The organism is Streptomyces sp. NPDC051310, from assembly GCF_044455245.1.
Classification (GTDB): Bacteria; Actinomycetota; Actinomycetes; order Streptomycetales; family Streptomycetaceae; genus Streptomyces.
The window spans coordinates 369,202-387,131 of the sequence record NZ_JBITEO010000002.1 but is presented as its reverse complement, the minus strand read 5'-3'; the positions used below and the strand labels follow the sequence as shown (position 1 = coordinate 387,131).

Below are 17,930 nucleotides of genomic sequence, written 5' to 3'. Positions count from 1 at the left end.
GGTTAGAAGTACCCTTCGCGCTTGCGGTCTTCCATCGCGGCCTCGGACAGCTTGTCGTCGGCGCGCGTCGCGCCCCGCTCGGTGAGCCGGGAGGCGGCGATCTCGGCGATGACGGCGTCCAGCGTGGTGGCGTCGGAGTCCACCGCGCCGGTGCAGGACATGTCGCCCACCGTCCGGTAGCGCACGAGCCGCTTCTCGGCGATCTCGGTGTCCTTCGGGCCGCCCCACTCGCCGGCCGTCAGCCACATGCCGTTCCGCAGGAACACCTCGCGCTCGTGCGCGAAGTAGATCTCCGGCAGTTCGATCCCCTCGCGGGCGATGTACTGCCACACGTCGAGCTCGGTCCAGTTGGACAGCGGGAAGACCCGGACGTGCTCGCCGGGCGCGTGGCGGCCGTTGTAGAGCTGCCACAGCTCCGGGCGCTGCCGGCGCGGGTCCCACTGCGAGAACTCGTCGCGCAGCGAGAACACCCGCTCCTTGGCGCGCGCCTTCTCCTCGTCGCGCCGCCCGCCGCCGAAGACCGCGTCGAACCGGTGCTGCTGGATCGCCTCGGTCAGCGGCACGGTCTGCAGCGGGTTGCGGGTGCCGTCCGGGCGCTCCTTGAGGACGCCGCGGTCGATGTAGTCCTGCACGGACGCCACATGGAGCCGCAGGCCGTGCTTCTCGACCGTGCGGTCGCGGTACTCCAGCACCTCGGGGAAGTTGTGCCCGGTGTCCACGTGCAGCAGCGAGAAGGGGACCGCCGCCGGGGCGAACGCCTTCAGGGCCAGGTGCAGCATGACGATGGAGTCCTTGCCGCCGGAGAAGAGGATCACCGGCCGCTCGAACTCGCCCGCCACCTCGCGGAAGATGTGCACCGCCTCGGACTCGAGCGCGTCCAGGTGACTCAGTGCGTACGGGTTGTCGGTGCCCTCGTCGAGCACGATGGCGCTGGTCGTCATGCCAGCCCCCTCTCGGTCAGCAGCGCATGGACCGCGGCCGCGGACTCCTGCACGGTCTGGTTCTGGGACTCGATGCGCAGGTCCGGCGACTCCGGCTCCTCGTAGGGGTCGTCGACGCCGGTCAGCCCGCTGATCTCGCCCGCCGCCTGCTTGGCGTACAGGCCCTTCACGTCGCGGACCGAGCACACCTCGACGGGCGTGGCCACGTGCACCTCGACGTAGGCGGTGCCCGCCTGCCGGTGGCGCCCCCGCACCGCCTCGCGGCTGTCGGCGTACGGGGCGATGACCGGCACCAGGACCTTCACGCCGTGCGACGCGAGCAGTTCGGCCACGAAGCCGATCCGCTGCACGTTGGTGTGCCGGTCCTCGCGGCTGAAGCCGAGACCCGCCGAGAGGAACTCGCGGATCTCGTCGCCGTCCAGCACCTCCACACGGTGCCCGCCGGCGCGCAGCCGGCCCGCGAGCTCGTGGGCGATCGTGGTCTTGCCGGCGCTCGGCAGCCCGGTGAGCCAGATGGTGGCCCCAGTCACGTCCTTCTCCTGTGGTTCCTGAGTGGTCGTCATCAGCCGTGCAGCCCGCATTCGGTCTTGGCGCGGCCCGCCCAGCGGCCGGCGCGGGCGTCCTCGCCCTCCAGCACCCGGCGGGTGCAGGGAGCGCAGCCGACGGAGGCGTACCCGTCCATGAGCAGGGGGTTCGTCAGGACGCCGTGTTCGGCGACGTACGCGTCCACGTCGTCCTGCGTCCAGCGGGCGATCGGTGAGACCTTGACCTTCCGGCGCTTCTCGTCCCAGCCGACGACCGGGGTGTTCGCCCGGGTGGGGGACTCGTCCCGGCGCAGCCCGGTCGCCCACGCGTCGTACGCCGTCAGCCCCTCTTCGAGGGGCTTGACCTTGCGCAGCGCGCAGCACAGGTCCGGGTCGCGGTCGTGCAGCTTGGGTCCGTATTCGGCGTCCTGCTCCGCCACCGTCCGGCGGGGAGTCAGGGTGATGACGTTGACGTCCATCACGGCGTCGACGGCGTCACGGGTGCCGATGGTCTCCGGGAAGTGGTAGCCGGTGTCGAGGAAGACGACGTCGACGCCCGGGAACACGCGGGAGGCGAGGTGGGCGACGACCGCGTCCTCCATGGAGGAGGTGACGCAGAAGCGCTTGCCGAAGGTGTCGGCGGCCCACTCCAGGATCTCCAGGGGTGATGCCTCCTCCAGGTCGCGGCCCGCCCGCTCGGCCAGCGCCCTGAGGTCTTCCCTGGTCCCCGTCTCCGTCATATCGCTTCCCCTCCACCGTCGTTGGGTTGCAGACCGCGGGTCAGCAGCCCGAGGAACTTCAGCTGGAAGCCCCGGTTGCAGGCCGCGCATTCCCAGGCGCCGTGGCCCGTCTCGCTCGGCCGCAGGTCCTCGTCCCCGCAGTAGGGGCAGTAGAACGGTGCCGCGCGCTCGCTCATGACAGGGCCTCTTCGCTCGCACGCGCCGCCCAGGCGGCGAAGCGCTCGCCCTCCTCGCGCTCCGCCTGGAAGCGCTTGAGGACCCGCTCGATGTAGTCGGGCAGCTCGGCCGCGGTGACCTTCAGGCCGCGCACCTTGCGGCCGAAGCCCGCCTCCAGACCGAGGGCGCCGCCGAGGTGCACCTGGTAGCCCTCGACCTGGTTGCCCTCGTCGTCGAGGACGAGCTGGCCCTTGAGACCGATGTCCGCCACCTGGATACGGGCGCAGGCGTTGGGGCAGCCGTTGAGGTTGATGGTGATCGGCTCGTCGAAGTCGGGGATGCGGCGCTCCAGCTCGTCGATGAGCGAGGCGCCGCGCGCCTTGGTCTCGACGATGGCCAGCTTGCAGAACTCGATGCCGGTGCAGGCCATCGTGCCCCGCCGGAACGGGGACGGCCTGACCTGGAGGTCGAGCGCCTCCAGGGCGGCGACCAGCGACTCGACCTGCGGCTCCTCGACGTCGAGGACGATCATCTTCTGCTCGGCGGTGGTGCGCAGCCGGCCCGAGCCGTGCGCCTGGGCCACGTCGGCGATCTTGGTGAGCGTGGCGCCGTCGACCCGGCCGACGCGCGGTGCGAAGCCGACGTAGAACCGGCCGTCCTGCTGCCGGTGCACACCGACGTGGTCGCGCCACTGCTGCACCGGCTGCTCCGGCGCCGGGCCGTCGACCAGCTTGCGCCGCAGGTACTCGTCCTCCAGTACCTGGCGGAACCGCTCGGCGCCCCAGTCGGCGACCAGGAACTTCAGACGGGCGCGGTTGCGCAGCCGGCGGTAGCCGTAGTCGCGGAAGATCGAGATGACGCCCTCGTACACGTCCGGGACCTCGTCGAGCGGGACCCAGGCGCCGAGGCGCACCCCGATCTTGGGGTTGGTGGACAGGCCGCCGCCGACCCACAGGTCGAAGCCGGGCCCGTGCTCGGGGTGGTGCACGCCGACGAAGGAGATGTCGTTGATCTCGTGGGCCACGTCCAGCAGCGGCGAGCCGGAGATCGCGGACTTGAACTTGCGGGGCAGGTTGGAGAACGCCTTGTTGCCCACGACGCGGCGGTGGATCTCCTCCAGGGCGGGCGTGCCGTCGATGATCTCGTCCTCGGCGATACCGGCGACCGGCGAGCCGAGGATGACGCGCGGGGTGTCGCCGCACGCCTCGGTCGTGGACAGGCCGACCTCTTCGAGGCGGTTCCAGATCTCGGGCACGTCCTCGATCCGGATCCAGTGGTACTGGATGTTCTGCCGGTCGGTGATGTCCGCGGTGCCCCGCGCGAACTCCTGCGAGATCTCCCCGATGACGCGCAGCTGCCGCGTGGTCAGCCGGCCGCCGTCGATGCGGACGCGCAGCATGAAGTACTCGTCGTCCAGCTCCTCCGGCTCCAGGATCGCGGTCTTGCCGCCGTCGATCCCGGGCTTGCGCTGGGTGTAGAGGCCCCACCAGCGCATCCGGCCGCGCAGGTCGTTGGGGTCGATCGAGTCGAAGCCGGCCTTGGAGTAGATCGTCTCAATGCGTGTCCGCACATTGAGACCGTCGTCGTCCTTCTTGAACTGCTCGTTGCCATTGAGGGGCGTGAAGTGGCCACGCGCCCACTGACCCTCGCCACGGTGCCGCCCCGGCTTGCGGCGGGGCGTGGCGGAGGCGGGCGTTTCCGGGGTGGAGGCCATGACGATACGTCCTTCGGGACTGCAGGAGGGCGGCTCTGACCTGCACACTCGCGCGCAGGACAGAGAGTGGCGCGGCGGTGCGCAGTGAGGTGCGGAAGTGCGGGGATCGCGGTGGTGCCGAGGCGCTCAGCCCACCGGACAGATCGCGCTGGACATGCGGCCGAGGTCGACGTGCCGCCGACTCACCAAGGCAATTCCAGCTCGAGACATGGCGGAAGCCTGGCATGGGAGTTTGGACCCAGTCCACCTTTGTCCAAAATGCGGACATGGATGTCTCGCATGATGGACTGATGTGTCATGCGTCACTCATATCGGACGCCGGACCGTCCGTCAGGCGTACGCGCCCGGCCACGGACCCGGGGCCGGGGTGTCCGGCTCCTCGGTGACCTTCGTGTCGAAGAGGCGGAAGCCCCGCCGCAGATAGTTGTCCATGGCGTGCTCGCCGTCCAGCGAGCAGGTGTGCACCCACACCCGCTTCGTCGGCACGCGGTCCGGCCAGCGCTCCGCGAGGTCCCAGGCGCGGGCGGTCCCGTACGACAGCAGGTGTCCGCCGATGCGCCGGCCCCGGAACGCCGGCAGCAGCCCGAAGTAGACGATCTCCACGGTCCCGTCGTCCTGCGGGTCCAGCTCCACGTACCCGGCCGGCGTCCCCTTCTCGTACGCCACCCAGATCTCGGCGCCGGGCCGCTCGACGATCTCCTGCCACTGGGCGTACGTCAGCCCGAGCCGGTCCGTCCACCGGATGTCGCCGCCCACCGCCGTATAGAGGAACCGGCTGAACTCCGCGGACGGCACCTCGGCCCGCACGATCCGCACGTCCCCGGACGGCTCGGCGGCCGGCCGCAGGTCGTCGGGCGACGTCTGTTCGAGGGACCAGGTGGTGACGGCGATGCTCATGGGTGCCAGGGAAGCATGAGGGGTCGGGTTTCGGCCAGCGGCGTCATCCCGCGTGGAGGAGGGGGACGCGGGGGAGGGCGGCGCGGATCGCTTCCGCGGGGTCGGTGACGGGAATGCCGAGCTGCACCAGCCAGTCGCGGACGCGGGCGACGGGCTCGCCCATGCGGCGGGCCAGGGCGATCAGCTCGGTGAGGCCGACCGAGGACTCGGCCGACAGCGGGAGGTCCTCCTCGCCCGTCTCCAGCAGCCACAGCGCCCGGTCGTAGGCCAGCCCCTCGGGCACGTCGGGGCACGACGACGGGATGCCGTAGGCGGCCAGTCGGCCGACGATCTCCCGCGGCTGGATCAGCAGGCGGCGGGCGGCGGCCAGGATGTGGGCGAAGGGCATGGGCTCGTCGGTGTGGACGCCCTGCCAGTCGAGGGGACCGTCCTCCGCGAACAGTTCGCCGTCCAGCCCGGTGGGTTCCGCACAGTCGAGGGGAGGCATGCGGATGCCGTACGCGCGCAGCCGGGCGGAGATCGCCTCCAGTGTCATCCCGCAGACCGGGACGGCCATCAGGATGTGCACGTACGGGACGGGATGTCCCGCGCGCAAGGGGGCGTACCCCATGCCCGTCTCGTCGACGTACTGACCGAGGACGTCCGGGTCGCCCGGCTCCGCCTCCGCCGGGAACGGGGACGGCGGGACGAAGCCGAGGTTCTCGTACCACCTCATGGCCTCCCCGGTCGTCAGGCCCAGCATCTCGGAGGCACGCAGCACGTGCAGGGGCGGGACGGCTTCCGTCCGGGACAGCCACCGCCACCCGGGCGCCTCCGGGTCGTCCTCCAGGAGGGACACCACCTCCGGCGCCGGAAGGACGGGAAGCCCGGACGCGTCGGCGCTCAGCCCGCACGACACCAGGCGTGCGCACAGGTCCGGTACCTCCAGGTCCAGCTCCAGGGCCGTCTGCACCAGCTGTCCGGGATGGACCTCAGCCCCGGGAGCGAACCACGGGACCTTCTTCGAGTCGCGCAGGTATGCCGTCAGCTGCTGGTCCCCGGCCACCGCACGGGCCATCGCCAGCATGGTTTCCGGCACCTCGACGCCACCCTCCGCGAGCGCGGCCGCGGCCTCGTCCACCGTCGTCGGTGCCGCCGGACCGGCCATCCTCACCAGCAGGGCGACGGAGGGCTCAGGGCCGGACCGCGTGCCGCGGACGATGCCGGCGACGGTCCCCGCCGTGGGGCCGCCCGCCTGCACCGCCGCATCGGGGAAGAGCGCCGCCGGGAAGTCGTGCAGCCCCAGCGTGGCGGCCCGCTCCGCCACCTCGCGCGGCGTCCGCCCCAGCGCTTCGGCGGCGGAGAACAGCTTCGCCACCCGGTCCGCGGGGCCGTACCAGCTCGCATCCAGCTGCAGCGCCAGGAGGTGCTGGTCCGACGGCAGAGCGGGCAGCACCGGGCCGAGGGCGTCGAGTTCCGGGCAGATCGCGGCGAGCTGGTGCAGGACCGGATGAGGCCGGTGCGCCAGCAGCCGCCACAGCAGGATGTGGGCGGGGACGTCCGCGGAGAAGTCCCGCAGCACCTCGATCCCGCGCTCGAACGTGTGCAGCAGATGCGGGTGCACGAGGGGGATGTCGGCCGGCAGGCAGCCCGTGTGCTCCATGGGGAAGGTGCGGCGGGTCCTCTCCGCCCGGAGCCGGCGCTCCCGCGCCGCGTCCCGCGTCAGCCGGTGCTTCCGGGCGACGCAGCGCTCCGTGACCAGGTCGGCCAGGGGCGGGCTGCCGCCCGCCACGGAGCACAGCCACGAGAAGTCCAGCAGCGGCTGCGTCACCAGCGCGTCCAGCGCGCCGGCCAGCAGCTCCCGCACCGTCCCGCGCAGATCGTCCAGGACCTGGGAGCGGTCCGCCGACAACCGCTCGGGGGAGAGCGGCCCCGACAGGTTCACCACCGCGCCCACCAGGCCGGACGCCGTGGCCGACAGGACCCCGCCGCGCACGGCCGGCTGGACCACCAGCCCGTCGACGAGCAGGCCGCCCCCGGATGCGCACCAGACGACCCGGGCGCCCGGCGGGGCATCGGGCCAGGGCGCCGACGCACCGTGGGCGTCGAGGCCGAACTGCTCACCCGGGGGCTTCTCACGGCCGCGCAGCACCCCCGGCTCCCACCGCGCGACCTCCTCACCGTGCCGCGCCACCGTCGGGAACTCGGCGATGCCCAGCAGCCGGGTCAGCACCTCCGGGCAGGACCAGGCGTCCCGCGCGTCCCGCAGGTACAGCCGGACGGCCGTGCCCGCCTCCCGCCCCTCCCGGCCCCGTTCCACGATGCGGAACAGGTGTCCGGGGCCGAAGACCGACGCTTCCAGCAGCGGCCCCGGGCGCCCGTCGCGGCCCAGCCGGCAGGTGGTCACCCGGATCTCGTCGGCCAGCATGAAGTAGCTGAGCACCCCGATGCCGAACCGGCTGTTCGGGTGGAAGCCGACCGGCGGGTCCAGACGGGCCCACCCCGCCCGCTCCTCGCGGAACTCCGGCTGCTCGGCGAAGCGGGCGCCCGCGTGGGAGAACACCCCCCGCAGCTCCGCCTCGCCCATCCCGATGCCGTCGTCCCGGCATTCCACGTACGCCCGGCCGTCCTCGTCCACGCCCTGCTCGAAGACGATGGAGCCCTCGTACGCGTACGTCGCGCCCGTGTGCGTCCGGTCCAGGTACTCCGTCCTGGCCCGCCGGTAACGGCAGGCGTCCAGCGCGTTCTGGTACAGCTCCCGGACCGCCAGGTCCGGGTCCTTGTACAGCTGGACCCCCATCAGCAGCTCCCGCACCCGCCGTTCGTCGAGGCGGAAGCTCGCCCATCCGGTGAACGTGCCGTCCGCCGGCACCACCCCGTCGGCCGACAGCCGCACCGGCAGGCGCGGCATCGGCTGCGTGACGCGTTCCCGCACCGTACGGGTCACCGCGTGCAACACCTCGTCCATGCGGACGGCGGCCGCCCGCAGGCCCTCCACGACCGCCTCGTGCGCGCACTCCGCCCGCAGCACCGGCAGGTCCCCCGCGCCGCCCCACGACGACTCCTCCAGCGTCGTGCGCAGCCCGGCCAGGTCGACCGGGTGCGGAATGCCCAGGTGCTCGGCCACGATGTCCGGCAGCGTCGTCATCTCCGCGGTCAGGGCGTACCCCAGCGCGCACAGCAGGGCGAGCCGCTGGTCCCGCACCCGCTGGACGCCCACCGACTCCTCCGGCGGCAGGGCGTCCAGGAACTCCGGGTTGCACACGTCGGGGCCGCGGCGCAGCGCATGCAGCAGCCGGCTCACCCGCCGGGCCGTCAGGACCCGGCGCAGCGGGGCGGCCGGTTCGCCGAGCGCGTCCAGCAGCTCCCGCACCGTGTCCTCGTGCGCATGGCTCTCGTGCCGTACCAGCCACCGGTGGAACAGCCACCAGCCGATCGGCGCCTCCGCCCCCGGGCGCAGCAGCGCCCGCTGCACCAGCAGCCGGTGACCGTCGGCGTACGCCTCGAACGACGCCCGCCCGGGCGCGTCCACCGGCCCGTCCAGCCGCCACGGCTCGACGTCCAGCCGGTCAGCCGCCGTCCGCAGGTCGTGCACCCGCGACACCAGGGGGACCAGCACGAACAGCGCCGCCTCCGCCGGGTGGAGGTCCAGCCCCGGCTCCTCGCCCAGCAGCCACTCCACCCGCTCGGCGAAACGCAGGGCGCTGTGCGGGTCCTGCCAGGGGTCACCGGCCAGTCGCGCCCCGGCCGCGTCGCGCAGCCGGGCCAGCTCACCGGCCACCGCCGCGGCGGCCTCACGGTGCTGGCCGGCGTCCCGGCTGTCCGGCACGTGCTTCCAGACGGCCGAGCCACGCACCGCCGACACCCACGGGTCGTCCGCGCGCGCCGGGACGCGTGCGTACGGGACGCCCGCCGCGGAGGTCTGGTGGATGGTCACCTGCCCGATGTGCTGCGCCTGGACGACGGAGCCCCCCACGGTGCTGTCGCCCACCACGTTCCGGCTTCCCGGTTCCTGCATCCCGCCGCGCCTCCCCGCCCCCAACGCCGTGCGGCGTACAGCTTAGAAGCCGCCTCGGCCGGTGGTGCCGGGCCGGCGGGGGAGCAGGCGGGCGCGGTGCGGCGGAAGGCCGGTCAGGCTGTTCACCCGGATCCTCACGCCCACCCACTGTGGCCCACCACCGGGCGCCCCGTGCCGGATCCCGCCAGGGACGGACGACCTCACCGGACTCCCGCCGCCCCGCGAAGGGCCGCCCCCGCGAAGGGCCGCATTCGCGCAAGGCTATGGCCAAAAACCCACCGGTACGGCAACATCACGCACCGCTCAGTCACGTCACCCGCGCACCCCCAGCAGCAGGAGGATGTCCATGGCCCGCCGCACATCCCGCGGCCTGTTCGCAGTGGCCACCGCCACCGCGGCCCTCACCGCCTTCACCACGCTGACCGGCCCCGCCTCGGCCGACACCGCGCCGCAGGCCCGCCTCTTCATGGTCAACCCCGTCCAGTCCACCGGCGATCAGCACCTCACCGACGCCAAGGACGGCAAGGGGACGGCCGATCCGGTTCCCGCATCCGCCTACGCCACCGCCCCGCTGCGGGGCCTCGACGGCAGCGGCGGCCTCTCCGGGCGCTGGGTCGCCGTGCGGTCCGACACCGGGGCCTCGGCGAAGGCCGCCGACGCCGGCACGTACGGCCGCCACGACGACCGGTTCGAGCAGGTCATGGCGTACTTCTGGGTCAACGAGGCACAGGAGTACCTCCAGGGACTCGGCTTCGGCACCGAGCTGCCCGGCGTCAACGACCGGGTCCAGCCCGTGCGGATCAACCAATGGGGCGCCGACAACTCGTACTTCACCGACAAGAAGGCCGAGATCCGGTTCGGCAAGGGCGGCGTGGACGACGCCGAGGACGCCGAAGTCATCCTCCACGAGTACGGCCACGCCGTGCACCACGCCCAGGTGCCCGGCTTCGGCTCCTCCGCCGAAGCCGGCGCCATCGGCGAGGCGTTCGGCGACTACCTCGCCGTCACCGTCGGCGAGCACGCCGTCGCCACGTACGGCTGGCCGCGCCGCGCCGACCTCGCCTGTGTCGCGGACTGGGACGCCGTCGCCTACACGAGCACCGCACCGCACTGCCTGCGCCGCATCGACAGCGACAAGACCTACGCCGACAAGGTCGGCCAGGTCCACGCCGACGGGCAGATCTGGTCCCGCGCCCTGCACGACATCCGCGCCGCCCTCGGCGCGCGCACGGCAGACCGGATCATCATCAACGCCCAGTTCGGCTTCGCCCCCGACACCGGCTTCACCGACGCGGCCCGCACCACCGTCGCCACGGCCGAGAGGATGTACGGCAGGAACGCCGCCGGCACCGTCCGCGCAGCCTTCCAGGCCCGCGGGATCCCGGGCGTGTGACCCCGCGGGCGGTGGTGGCGGCCGCTCCCGCTCAGCCCGGGACGCCGTCCCCGGCGTCCCGGGCCGCCACCACCGCCGGAGCCGTCGAGTGCGGCAGCAGGTCGCCCGGGTCGTCCGGGTGGCGCACGACCACCTCCACCTCCTCACGGAAGCGGTACGGGCGGTGCGCCAGCACACCGCCCAGGGTCCGCCGCACCCGCGACATCTCCGCCCGCACCGTCACCGTGCGCGTACGGTCCCCGAAGACGTCCGCCGCCAGCTCCGCCGCGGTGCGGCCGCCGCGGTGCCGGGCCAGTACGTACAGCAGCTCCGCGTGCCGCGGGCTCAGCTCCTGCGTCCAGCCGCCCGCCCCGCCCACCACCTCCAGCGACCAGCGGCGCGGCCGGCTGACGTCCAGTACCACCCGGCTCGGTGACGGCGCCGCCACCTCGTGGCCCTCCTCCTCCAGCCGCAGCAGCCAGCCGCCCGGCAGGGGCTCCACGGCGCACCGGCCCAGCGACGGCACCAGCACCCGGCCCGCACCGAAGCCGCCGGGGAGCGCCACCCGGCCCACCGGCGCCATGCCCACGACCGCCGCCGGCCAGCCGTGCGCGTCCACCGCCAGCGCCCGGCCGCCCACCCGGCACAGGACCGGCGCCGCCACCGAACGCAGCCGCTCCAGCGCCGCGAAGTGCCGGTTGCGCAACTCCGCCTCGGCCAGCCGCGCCACCGAGCTCACCAGCATCAGCGTCGCCGGGTGCATCGTCGCCAGCGGCCCGCTCACATCCACCGCCCCGAGCAGCCGGCCGTCCCTCGGATCGACGATCGGCGCACCCGCGCACGTCCACGAGTGGTGGGTCGCGACGAAGTGCTCCGCCGAATGCACCTGCGTCGGGCGCCGCGTCACCAGCGGCGTGCCGATGCCGTTCGTCCCGACGGTCTCCTCCGTCCAGTCGGCGCCCGGCTCGAACCCGTGCCCGTCCGCCTTGCGCAGCACCGCCGCGCTGCCCTCCCGCCACAGCACCCGGCCGTCCGCGTCCGCCACCACCATGATGTGCTGCACCGCATCGGAGCCCGCCCCTCCAGCGGACACCAGCCCCTCCCGCAGCAACGGCAACAGCTCCGCCAGCGGCGAGGTGCTGCGGCGGCGTTCCAGCTCCGCCGGCGACAGCAGCAGCGAACGGTGATCCCGGTCCGGATCCAGCCCCTTGCGCAGCATCCGCTGCCACGACTCGCGGATCTCGGTGCGCGGCACCAGCGGCGGGCGGCCGCCCTTCAGCGTCGCCTCCCGCACGCCCTTGAGCAGCAGCGCCGCGTCCCGCGCGTCCATGGCGGCGAGCCGCGCCATGTCGACGGTCGCCCTGCGCGCCCGTCCCTCCCCGCTGCCCCGCACACGGTGGCCGGTGTGTGTCACCACCCCATCCTCCCCTCACCGCGGGCATGCGCCGATTCTTCCCATGACGCTGCAACCCCTTGCAACTCTCGCGAACGGCCGCGCGCCTGTACGAAAGTGGCGTCGTACCGGACACCGGCGACGGTCGTACGGTACGGCGATGGGTTGGTGCCGTGTCGGCGCAGCACCACCCCACTCTCCCCGGGCGCGGGCCGTCGGACACACGGCCCGCGCTCTGTTTTTTCCGGGCCCGGTTCCCCTCCGGGGCGCCGGGTCAGACCACCGCCCGCGCGCGGTGCACCACCGTCGCCAGGTCCAGGCTGTGCGGCAGCGTGCCGAACGCCGTACCCCAGTCACCGCCCAGCCGCGACGCGCAGAACGCGTCCGCCACCGCGGGCGGTGCCCACCGCACCAGCAGGGAGCCCTGGAGCACCAGCGCCATGCGCTCCACCAGCCGCCGCGCCCGTGCCTCGATACCCTCCAGGTCCGCCAGTTCGGCCAGCAGGTCCTTGATCGCCGCGTCCAGCCGGTGGTCGGCGCCCCGGGCCGTGCCCACCTCCTCCAGGAAGGCGTTCAGGGCCTGCGGCTCCCGCTGCAGCGCCCGCAGCACGTCCAGCGCCTGGACGTTGCCCGAGCCCTCCCAGATCGAGTTCAGCGGCGCCTCGCGCAGCAGCCGCGGCATCCCCGACTCCTCGACGTAGCCGTTGCCGCCCAGGCACTCCAGCGCCTCCGCCGTCGTCGGCGTGCACCGCTTGGTGACCCAGTACTTGGCCGCCGGCACCGCCAGCCGCAGGAAGGCCCGCTCCTGCTCGGTGTCCGCGTCGTAGGCGGCGGCCAGCCGCATGCCCAGCGTCGTCGCCGCCTCCGACTCCAGCGCCAGATCGGCCAGTACGTTGCGCATGAGCGGCTTGTCGACGAGCACGCCGCCGAACGCGCTGCGGTACGCGGCGTGGTGCACCGCCTGCGCCACGGCCTGCCGCATCAGCGCCGCCGACCCGATCACGCAGTCCAGCCGGGTCGCCGCCACCATCTCGATGATGGTGCGCACCCCGCGCCCCTCCTCACCGACCCGGCGCGCCCACGTCCCGTCGAACTCGACCTCGCTCGACGCGTTCGACCTGTTGCCGAGCTTGTCCTTCAGCCGCTGGATACGGAACACGTTGCGCGTGCCGTCCTCCAGGACGCGCGGGACGAGGAAGCACGTCAGCCCCCCGGGAGCGTGCGCCAGCACCAGGAAGGCGTCGCTCATCGGCGCCGAGCAGAACCATTTGTGGCCCGTCAGGACGTACTCGCCGTCCGTCGCCAGCGGGGCCGCGGTCGTCGTGTTGGCCCGTACGTCGCTGCCGCCCTGCTTCTCCGTCATGCCCATCCCGAAGAGCACGCCGTTCTTCTCGGCGGCGGGCCGCAGCTCCTCGCCCTCGTACACCTGCGAGGTCAGCTTCGGCTCCCACACGGCCGCCAGCTCCGGGTCGACGCGCAGAGCGGGCACCGCGGCGTGCGTCATGGACAGCGGGCAGCCGTGACCGGCCTCCGTCTGCGTCCACACGAGGAACCCGGCGGCGCGCCGCACATGGCCGCTGGGCCGGCCCCACGCGTCGGTGAGCCCGTTCGTCACGGCGTGGCCGAGCAGCCGGTGCCAGGCGGGATGGAAGTCGACGTGGTCGATCCGGTGGCCGTACCGGTCGTGGGTGCGCAGCTTCGGCGGGTTCTCGTTGGCGAGGAACCCCCATTCCTGCGCCTGGGCGGAGCCGGCGGAGGTGCCGAGCTTGGACAGCTCCCCGCGGACCTCGTCGAGGAGTTCGAGCGGAACATGACGCTCCACGGCCTCGGCCAGCGCATGATCGGCGGCGAAGACGTCGTACCCGACCAGGGGCGGAGGCTGGTTGGTCACTGTGTGGGTGGTGGCTGCCATGCGGATACGGTAAGGAGGTGCAGGCAGCAAAGGAAACACCCCAGTGGCACCCGCGGTCACCGGGCAGACTTCACCGGGCCCGGGCCCTTTACCGCAACGTCTCGAAGCGGAAGATGGCGTGGCTCCTCCTGAAGGACACCGTCAATTCGTGCATCGAGTACCGCATCCTCGGCCTCGCGGCCGAAGCGGCGTTCTTCACCCTGCTGTCGCTGCCGCCCCTGATGCTGGGCCTGCTCGGGCTCCTCGGCTACATCGACGACTGGACCGACACCACCACCGTCGCCTCCATCGAGAAGAACATCCTCGCGGCCGTCGGCACGGTCCTGTCCGACCGGGGCGTCAACGACATCGCCAAGCCCCTGCTGGAGGACGTCACCAAGGGCGGCCGCCCGGACGTCATCTCGATCGGCTTCGCCATCGCGCTGTGGTCGGGGTCCCGGGCCGTGAACGTCTTCATCGACACGATCACGGTCATGTACGGCCTCGACGGCCACCGCGGCATCGTCGCCACCCGGCTGCTGGCCTTCCTCCTCTACATCGTGGCGCTGCTGATCGGCGCGGTGGTCCTGCCGCTGGCCGTCGTCGGCCCCGACCGGGTGGTCGAACTGATCCCCTGGGGCACCGAGGTCGTCTCGGTCCTGTACTGGCCCGTGGTCATCCTGCTGTCCGTCGCCTTCCTCACCACGCTGTACCACGTGTCCGTCCCGGTCCGCTCGCCCTGGATCGAGGACGTCCCGGGCGCGCTGGTGGCCCTCGGGATGTGGGTCCTCGGCAGCTTCCTGCTGCGCATCTACCTGACCAGTACGGTCGAGGGCCCGACGATCTACGGCTCGCTGGCCGCCCCGATCGCGGTCCTGCTGTGGATCGGCATCTCCGCCTTCGCGGTGCTCGTCGGCGCCGCCGTGAACGCCGCGATCGACCACGTGTGGCCCTCGGTGACCACGGCCGCCGCCCGCGCCGAGACCGAGCGCGCCCGGGCGGCGGAGGCGGCCGCGCTGGTGGCCCGCGCCAAGGCGGCCGTGGAGGAACTGGACGACGAGGATCCGGACATGCCCTCGGAGTTCCCCGAGCGGTGGTCGCGGTTCCTGCCGCCGGACGACGTGGTGGCGCGGCTGCACACGCCGAAGGAGAAGGAGCGGGAGCGGGAACGGGAGAAGGACCGGGACCGCCCGGCCTGACCGGGCGTCCCCTGCCCGCGGCCGGCCTCGACGCACTGTGGCCCGCCCGCCGGGTGCGGCAGCTCGCCGAGCCGGTGTCGCGGGCGCCCGACCCGGCGGCCGCCCTGGAGGAGCTGGCCCCGCGCCGCGCCGCCGGCCGCACCGGCCCTGGATCCGCTGCTGCGAGCCGTGGTGGCGGGGCTGGAGGCCGGGCAGCCGGTCGGTGCCACGGCCGCCGCCGTGGGGCTGGGCGCCCGCGCGCTGCACTTGCGCTCGCTGGAGATACCGCCCCAGGCACCCCCGCCGCGGCCGGTCTTGTACGGACCGGACACCGGCGGCCCCGGCCGCCGCGGTACCGCCGGCAGGCCGGGGGCGGTGCAGGGCCGTGCGGCACACTGACGGCATGCGGAAGATCCTTGTGGTCGACGACGACCCGACCGTCGCGGAAGTCGTCACCGGCTACCTGGAACGGGCCGGTTTCGCCGTCGCCCGTGCGGCCGGCGGTCCGGAGGCGCTGCGCAGCGCGACGGCGCAGCGGCCCGACCTGGTCGTCCTGGACCTCATGCTCCCCGGCATGGACGGCCTGGAGGTGTGCCGCGCCCTGCGCGAGCGGGGCCCGGTGCCGGTCATCATGCTCACGGCGCGGGGTGACGAGGAGGACCGCGTCCTGGGCCTCGAAGTCGGCGCCGACGACTACGTCACCAAGCCCTTCAGCCCGCGCGAGCTGGTCCTGCGCGTCGAGTCCGTCCTGCGCCGCGGCACCGCCCCGCCGCCCGCCGCACCCTCCGGTATCGCGGGCATCGCCCTGGACCCGGCCGCCCGGCGGGCCACCAGGGAGGGCCGCGACCTGTCGCTGACCCAGCGCGAATTCGACCTGCTCAGCCACTTCCTCCGGCACCCGGGCCGGGCGCTCGGCAGGGAGGCGCTGCTGCGCGAGGTGTGGGGCTGGGAGTTCGGCGACCTGTCGACCGTGACCGTCCACGTCCGCCGGCTGCGGGCGAAGATCGAGGACGACCCGGCCGATCCCCGGCTGATCCGGACGGTCTGGGGCGTGGGGTACCGCTTCGACGCGGGGGGCACGGATGCCTGACGGGGACCTGCTGCTCATCGCGGCGTACGCCTTCGCCGGGGCGTCCGCCGCCGGGCTCCTCGGCGCCCTGGTGCTGCGCGCCCTGCGTCACACGTCGCTCGTGGTCTCGCTGACGGTCGTCGCGGCCGTCACGGTGACCGCGATGCTGGCGGGCACCCTCACCGTCTGCAAGGCGATGTACCTCCGGCCGCACGACTTCTCCGTCGTCACCACGGTCGTCGCCATGGCCGCGGTCGTCTCGCTCGCCACCGCGCTGGTGCTCGGCCGCTGGGTCGTCGCCCGGAGCCGTGAACTGGCCCTCGCCGCGCGGTCCTTCGGCGACGTCGGCACCTTCGCCGCACCCGGTGGCGCGGCCACCGCCGAGCTGGCCGGGCTCAGCAGGGAGCTGGCCGCCACCAGCGCGAAACTGGCCGCCTCCCGGGAGCGCGAGGCCGCGCTCGAGGCGTCGCGGCGCGAGCTCGTCGCCTGGATGTCGCACGACCTGCGCACCCCGCTCGCCGGGCTGCGAGCCATGTCCGAGGCACTGGAGGACGGCGTCGCCCCGGATCCGCCCCGCTACCTCCGGCAGATCCGCACCGAGGTCGACCGGCTCGACACCATGGTGGGCGACCTCTTCGACCTCTCCCGCCTCCACGCGGGCACCCTCGCCCTGACCCCCGCCCGGATGTCCGCGTACGACCTGGTCGGCGAGGCGCTCGCGGGCGCCGACCCGCTCGCCCGGGAACACGGTGTGCGGCTCGTCGGCGACCGTGTCGACGCCGTGCCGGTCGAGGTGGACGGCCGCGAGATGACCCGGGTGCTGTCGAACCTGCTGGTCAACGCGATCCGGCGGACACCGGCCGACGGCACGGTCGCGGTCGCGGCCGAGCGTCGCGCCGACGGGGTGGTCCTCTCGGTGACCGACGGCTGCGGCGGGATCCCCGAGGACGAGCTGCCCCGGGTCTTCGACACCGGCTGGCGCGGCACCGCGGCGCGTACCCCGCCGGCCGGCGCCGGGCTGGGCCTGGCCATCGTGCGCGGCATCGTCGAGGCGCACGCGGGCCGGGCGGAGGTGCGCAACGTCCGGGGCGGCTGCCGCTTCGAGGTGGTGCTGCCGGCCGCGCCCGGCGCCTGAGCCCGGCGGCGTAAGACTTTCGTCACCGGCGCGGCCGCCCGTGCCGCGCGTGTCCGGCGTTGAATGGGATCACGAACCGCGAACGGACACGAGGAGGCAGCGGTGAGCCGCGTACGACGCCTGTCGAGCAGCCCGGTGGTGATCGGGGCCCTGGCCGTGGCGCTGGTGGCGCTGGGCTTCGGTCTCTACTGGTTCCAGCCGTGGAAGCTGTGGACGAACGCGACGGTCAGCGAGTCCGTGCCCCGGGCGGTGACCGTCACCCCGACCACGGGTCCCACGGACGGCCCCACGGCGCCCGCCGAGCCGGCCGCCCCGCGGACGGTCGCCACCGGCTCCCTGATCAGCCATGAGCACAGCACCTCCGGCACCGTGCGGGTGCTGGAACTCGACGACGGCTCGCGGGTCCTGCGGCTGGAGGGCCTGGACACGAGCGACGGCCCCGACCTGAAGGTCTGGCTCTCCGACGCCCCCGTACGCGAGGGGAAGGCCGGCTGGCACGTCTTCGACGACGGCGCGTACATCAGCCTGGGGGACCTCAAGGGCAACAAGGGCGACCAGAACTACCGGCTGCCCGCCGGCATCGACCTGAACACCTACCGCAGCGTCAGCATCTGGTGCGACCGCTTCGACGTCTCCTTCGGCGCCGCCGCACTGAAGGAAGCATGATGTTACGGTAAAAAACATCCTTTTCGGCCGTAGGTGCTGCACCGGAGGGCGAACCATGGGTACGCGCCGCACCCCGCTGCCCGGCGTCGGCACGCAGTGCGACCGCACCGGCGCGTCCGTCGCCGCCGTGCTGCGCCGCACCGGCGTCCACCCGTCACCCGGCCCCGACGTCCGGCTCGCCACCGGGGACACCCCCGTCGCCGCGGGCACCCGCGACGGCGTGGAGGCCCTCGCCGCGATCGTCGCCGGAGGATGAC

Annotated in this window: 16 protein-coding genes; 6 read left to right on the top strand and 10 right to left on the bottom strand. The window is 73.4% G+C overall.

Annotated features, from left to right (window positions below):
- Positions 1-2 precede the first annotated feature (2 nt).
- The 8 genes from cysD to ACIA79_RS04510 form a co-directional block, all read right to left on the bottom strand.
- The gene (gene cysD / locus ACIA79_RS04545; protein ID WP_399426657.1) at positions 3-941 is read right to left on the bottom strand and encodes a sulfate adenylyltransferase subunit CysD; all 939 of its coding nucleotides are present in this window, start codon (positions 939-941) and stop codon (positions 3-5) included.
- Complete coding sequence (gene cysC / locus ACIA79_RS04540; RefSeq protein WP_399426656.1) at positions 938-1,522, bottom strand: adenylyl-sulfate kinase; 585 nt, start codon at positions 1,520-1,522, stop codon at positions 938-940. Before cysC ends, cysD begins: the two co-directional genes overlap by 4 nt.
- Positions 1,504-2,205, bottom strand: coding sequence for a phosphoadenylyl-sulfate reductase (locus tag ACIA79_RS04535; protein ID WP_399426655.1), 702 nt, complete (start codon positions 2,203-2,205; stop codon positions 1,504-1,506). The genes cysC and ACIA79_RS04535 overlap by 19 nt, the downstream gene beginning before the upstream one ends.
- Entirely contained in the window at positions 2,202-2,381 is a 180-nt protein-coding gene (locus ACIA79_RS04530; protein WP_399426654.1) for a hypothetical protein, read from the bottom strand. The genes ACIA79_RS04535 and ACIA79_RS04530 overlap by 4 nt, the downstream gene beginning before the upstream one ends.
- A complete protein-coding gene (locus ACIA79_RS04525) occupies positions 2,378-4,075 on the bottom strand; it encodes a nitrite/sulfite reductase (RefSeq protein WP_399426653.1) in 1,698 nt (565 codons plus the stop codon). The genes ACIA79_RS04530 and ACIA79_RS04525 overlap by 4 nt, the downstream gene beginning before the upstream one ends.
- Positions 4,076-4,201: 126 nt before the next feature.
- Positions 4,202-4,285, bottom strand: a complete 84-nt coding sequence (locus ACIA79_RS04520; RefSeq protein ID WP_355954497.1) for a putative leader peptide — start codon at positions 4,283-4,285, stop codon at positions 4,202-4,204.
- Positions 4,286-4,405: 120 nt separating this feature from the next.
- Positions 4,406-4,972, bottom strand: a complete 567-nt coding sequence (locus ACIA79_RS04515) for a GNAT family N-acetyltransferase (RefSeq protein ID WP_399426652.1) — start codon at positions 4,970-4,972, stop codon at positions 4,406-4,408.
- 43 nt (positions 4,973-5,015) lie between these two features.
- Positions 5,016-8,969: an ATP-binding protein gene (locus tag ACIA79_RS04510; protein ID WP_399426651.1), complete on the bottom strand. Its 3,954-nt coding sequence runs from the start codon at positions 8,967-8,969 to the stop codon at positions 5,016-5,018.
- Between the two features lie 346 nt (positions 8,970-9,315).
- Between ACIA79_RS04510 and ACIA79_RS04505 the strand changes: the two genes are divergently transcribed.
- A complete protein-coding gene (locus tag ACIA79_RS04505; protein ID WP_399426650.1) occupies positions 9,316-10,362 on the top strand; it encodes a M4 family metallopeptidase in 1,047 nt (348 codons plus the stop codon).
- A gap of 31 nt (positions 10,363-10,393) precedes the next feature.
- Here ACIA79_RS04505 and ACIA79_RS04500 read toward each other — a convergent pair whose 3' ends face one another.
- Together ACIA79_RS04500 and ACIA79_RS04495 are read right to left on the bottom strand one after the other, a co-directional pair.
- Entirely contained in the window at positions 10,394-11,689 is a 1,296-nt protein-coding gene (locus ACIA79_RS04500; RefSeq protein WP_399426749.1) for a GAF domain-containing protein, read from the bottom strand.
- Positions 11,690-12,008: 319 nt separating this feature from the next.
- On the bottom strand, positions 12,009-13,646 hold the full coding sequence (locus ACIA79_RS04495) for an acyl-CoA dehydrogenase family protein (protein ID WP_399426649.1): 1,638 nt from the start codon (positions 13,644-13,646) through the stop codon (positions 12,009-12,011).
- Positions 13,647-13,663: 17 nt separating this feature from the next.
- On the opposite strand from ACIA79_RS04495, the gene ACIA79_RS04490 reads away from it, so the two are divergent.
- The 5 genes from ACIA79_RS04490 (at position 13,664) to ACIA79_RS04470 (ending at position 17,929) form a co-directional block, all read left to right on the top strand.
- Positions 13,664-14,824 (top strand): YihY/virulence factor BrkB family protein, encoded by a 1,161-nt coding sequence (locus ACIA79_RS04490; RefSeq protein WP_399426648.1) that lies wholly within the window; start codon positions 13,664-13,666, stop codon positions 14,822-14,824.
- Between the two features lie 382 nt (positions 14,825-15,206).
- Complete coding sequence (locus tag ACIA79_RS04485; RefSeq protein WP_399426647.1) at positions 15,207-15,893, top strand: response regulator transcription factor; 687 nt, start codon at positions 15,207-15,209, stop codon at positions 15,891-15,893.
- Positions 15,886-17,007 (top strand): sensor histidine kinase, encoded by a 1,122-nt coding sequence (locus ACIA79_RS04480; RefSeq protein ID WP_399426646.1) that lies wholly within the window; start codon positions 15,886-15,888, stop codon positions 17,005-17,007. The genes ACIA79_RS04485 and ACIA79_RS04480 overlap by 8 nt, the downstream gene beginning before the upstream one ends.
- Positions 17,008-17,109: 102 nt before the next feature.
- Positions 17,110-17,673 carry a DM13 domain-containing protein gene (locus ACIA79_RS04475; protein ID WP_399426645.1) on the top strand — a complete coding sequence of 188 codons (564 nt, stop codon included), beginning with the start codon at positions 17,110-17,112 and terminating at the stop codon, positions 17,671-17,673.
- A gap of 55 nt (positions 17,674-17,728) precedes the next feature.
- Positions 17,729-17,929: a cation:proton antiporter regulatory subunit gene (locus ACIA79_RS04470; protein WP_399426644.1), complete on the top strand. Its 201-nt coding sequence runs from the start codon at positions 17,729-17,731 to the stop codon at positions 17,927-17,929.
- Position 17,930: the final 1 nt, after the last annotated feature.

Excerpts from the sequence above, each read along its gene's own strand:
- ACIA79_RS04500 (WP_399426749.1), bottom strand. The coding sequence starts at position 11,689 with ATGGCGCGGCTCGCCGCCATGGACGCGCGGGACGCGGCGCTGCTGCTC.
- ACIA79_RS04510 (WP_399426651.1), bottom strand. The coding sequence starts at position 8,969 with ATGCAGGAACCGGGAAGCCGGAACGTGGTGGGCGACAGCACCGTGGGG.
- cysD (WP_399426657.1), bottom strand. The coding sequence starts at position 941 with ATGACGACCAGCGCCATCGTGCTCGACGAGGGCACCGACAACCCGTAC.
- ACIA79_RS04520 (WP_355954497.1), bottom strand. The coding sequence starts at position 4,285 with ATGTCTCGAGCTGGAATTGCCTTGGTGAGTCGGCGGCACGTCGACCTC.
- ACIA79_RS04515 (WP_399426652.1), bottom strand. The coding sequence starts at position 4,972 with ATGAGCATCGCCGTCACCACCTGGTCCCTCGAACAGACGTCGCCCGAC.
- ACIA79_RS04530 (WP_399426654.1), bottom strand. The coding sequence starts at position 2,381 with ATGAGCGAGCGCGCGGCACCGTTCTACTGCCCCTACTGCGGGGACGAG.
- ACIA79_RS04525 (WP_399426653.1), bottom strand. The coding sequence starts at position 4,075 with ATGGCCTCCACCCCGGAAACGCCCGCCTCCGCCACGCCCCGCCGCAAG.
- ACIA79_RS04495 (WP_399426649.1), bottom strand. The coding sequence starts at position 13,646 with ATGGCAGCCACCACCCACACAGTGACCAACCAGCCTCCGCCCCTGGTC.
- ACIA79_RS04470 (WP_399426644.1), top strand. The coding sequence starts at position 17,729 with ATGGGTACGCGCCGCACCCCGCTGCCCGGCGTCGGCACGCAGTGCGAC.
- ACIA79_RS04485 (WP_399426647.1), top strand. The coding sequence starts at position 15,207 with ATGCGGAAGATCCTTGTGGTCGACGACGACCCGACCGTCGCGGAAGTC.
- cysC (WP_399426656.1), bottom strand. The coding sequence starts at position 1,522 with ATGCGGGCTGCACGGCTGATGACGACCACTCAGGAACCACAGGAGAAG.
- ACIA79_RS04535 (WP_399426655.1), bottom strand. The coding sequence starts at position 2,205 with ATGACGGAGACGGGGACCAGGGAAGACCTCAGGGCGCTGGCCGAGCGG.
- ACIA79_RS04480 (WP_399426646.1), top strand. The coding sequence starts at position 15,886 with ATGCCTGACGGGGACCTGCTGCTCATCGCGGCGTACGCCTTCGCCGGG.
- ACIA79_RS04505 (WP_399426650.1), top strand. The coding sequence starts at position 9,316 with ATGGCCCGCCGCACATCCCGCGGCCTGTTCGCAGTGGCCACCGCCACC.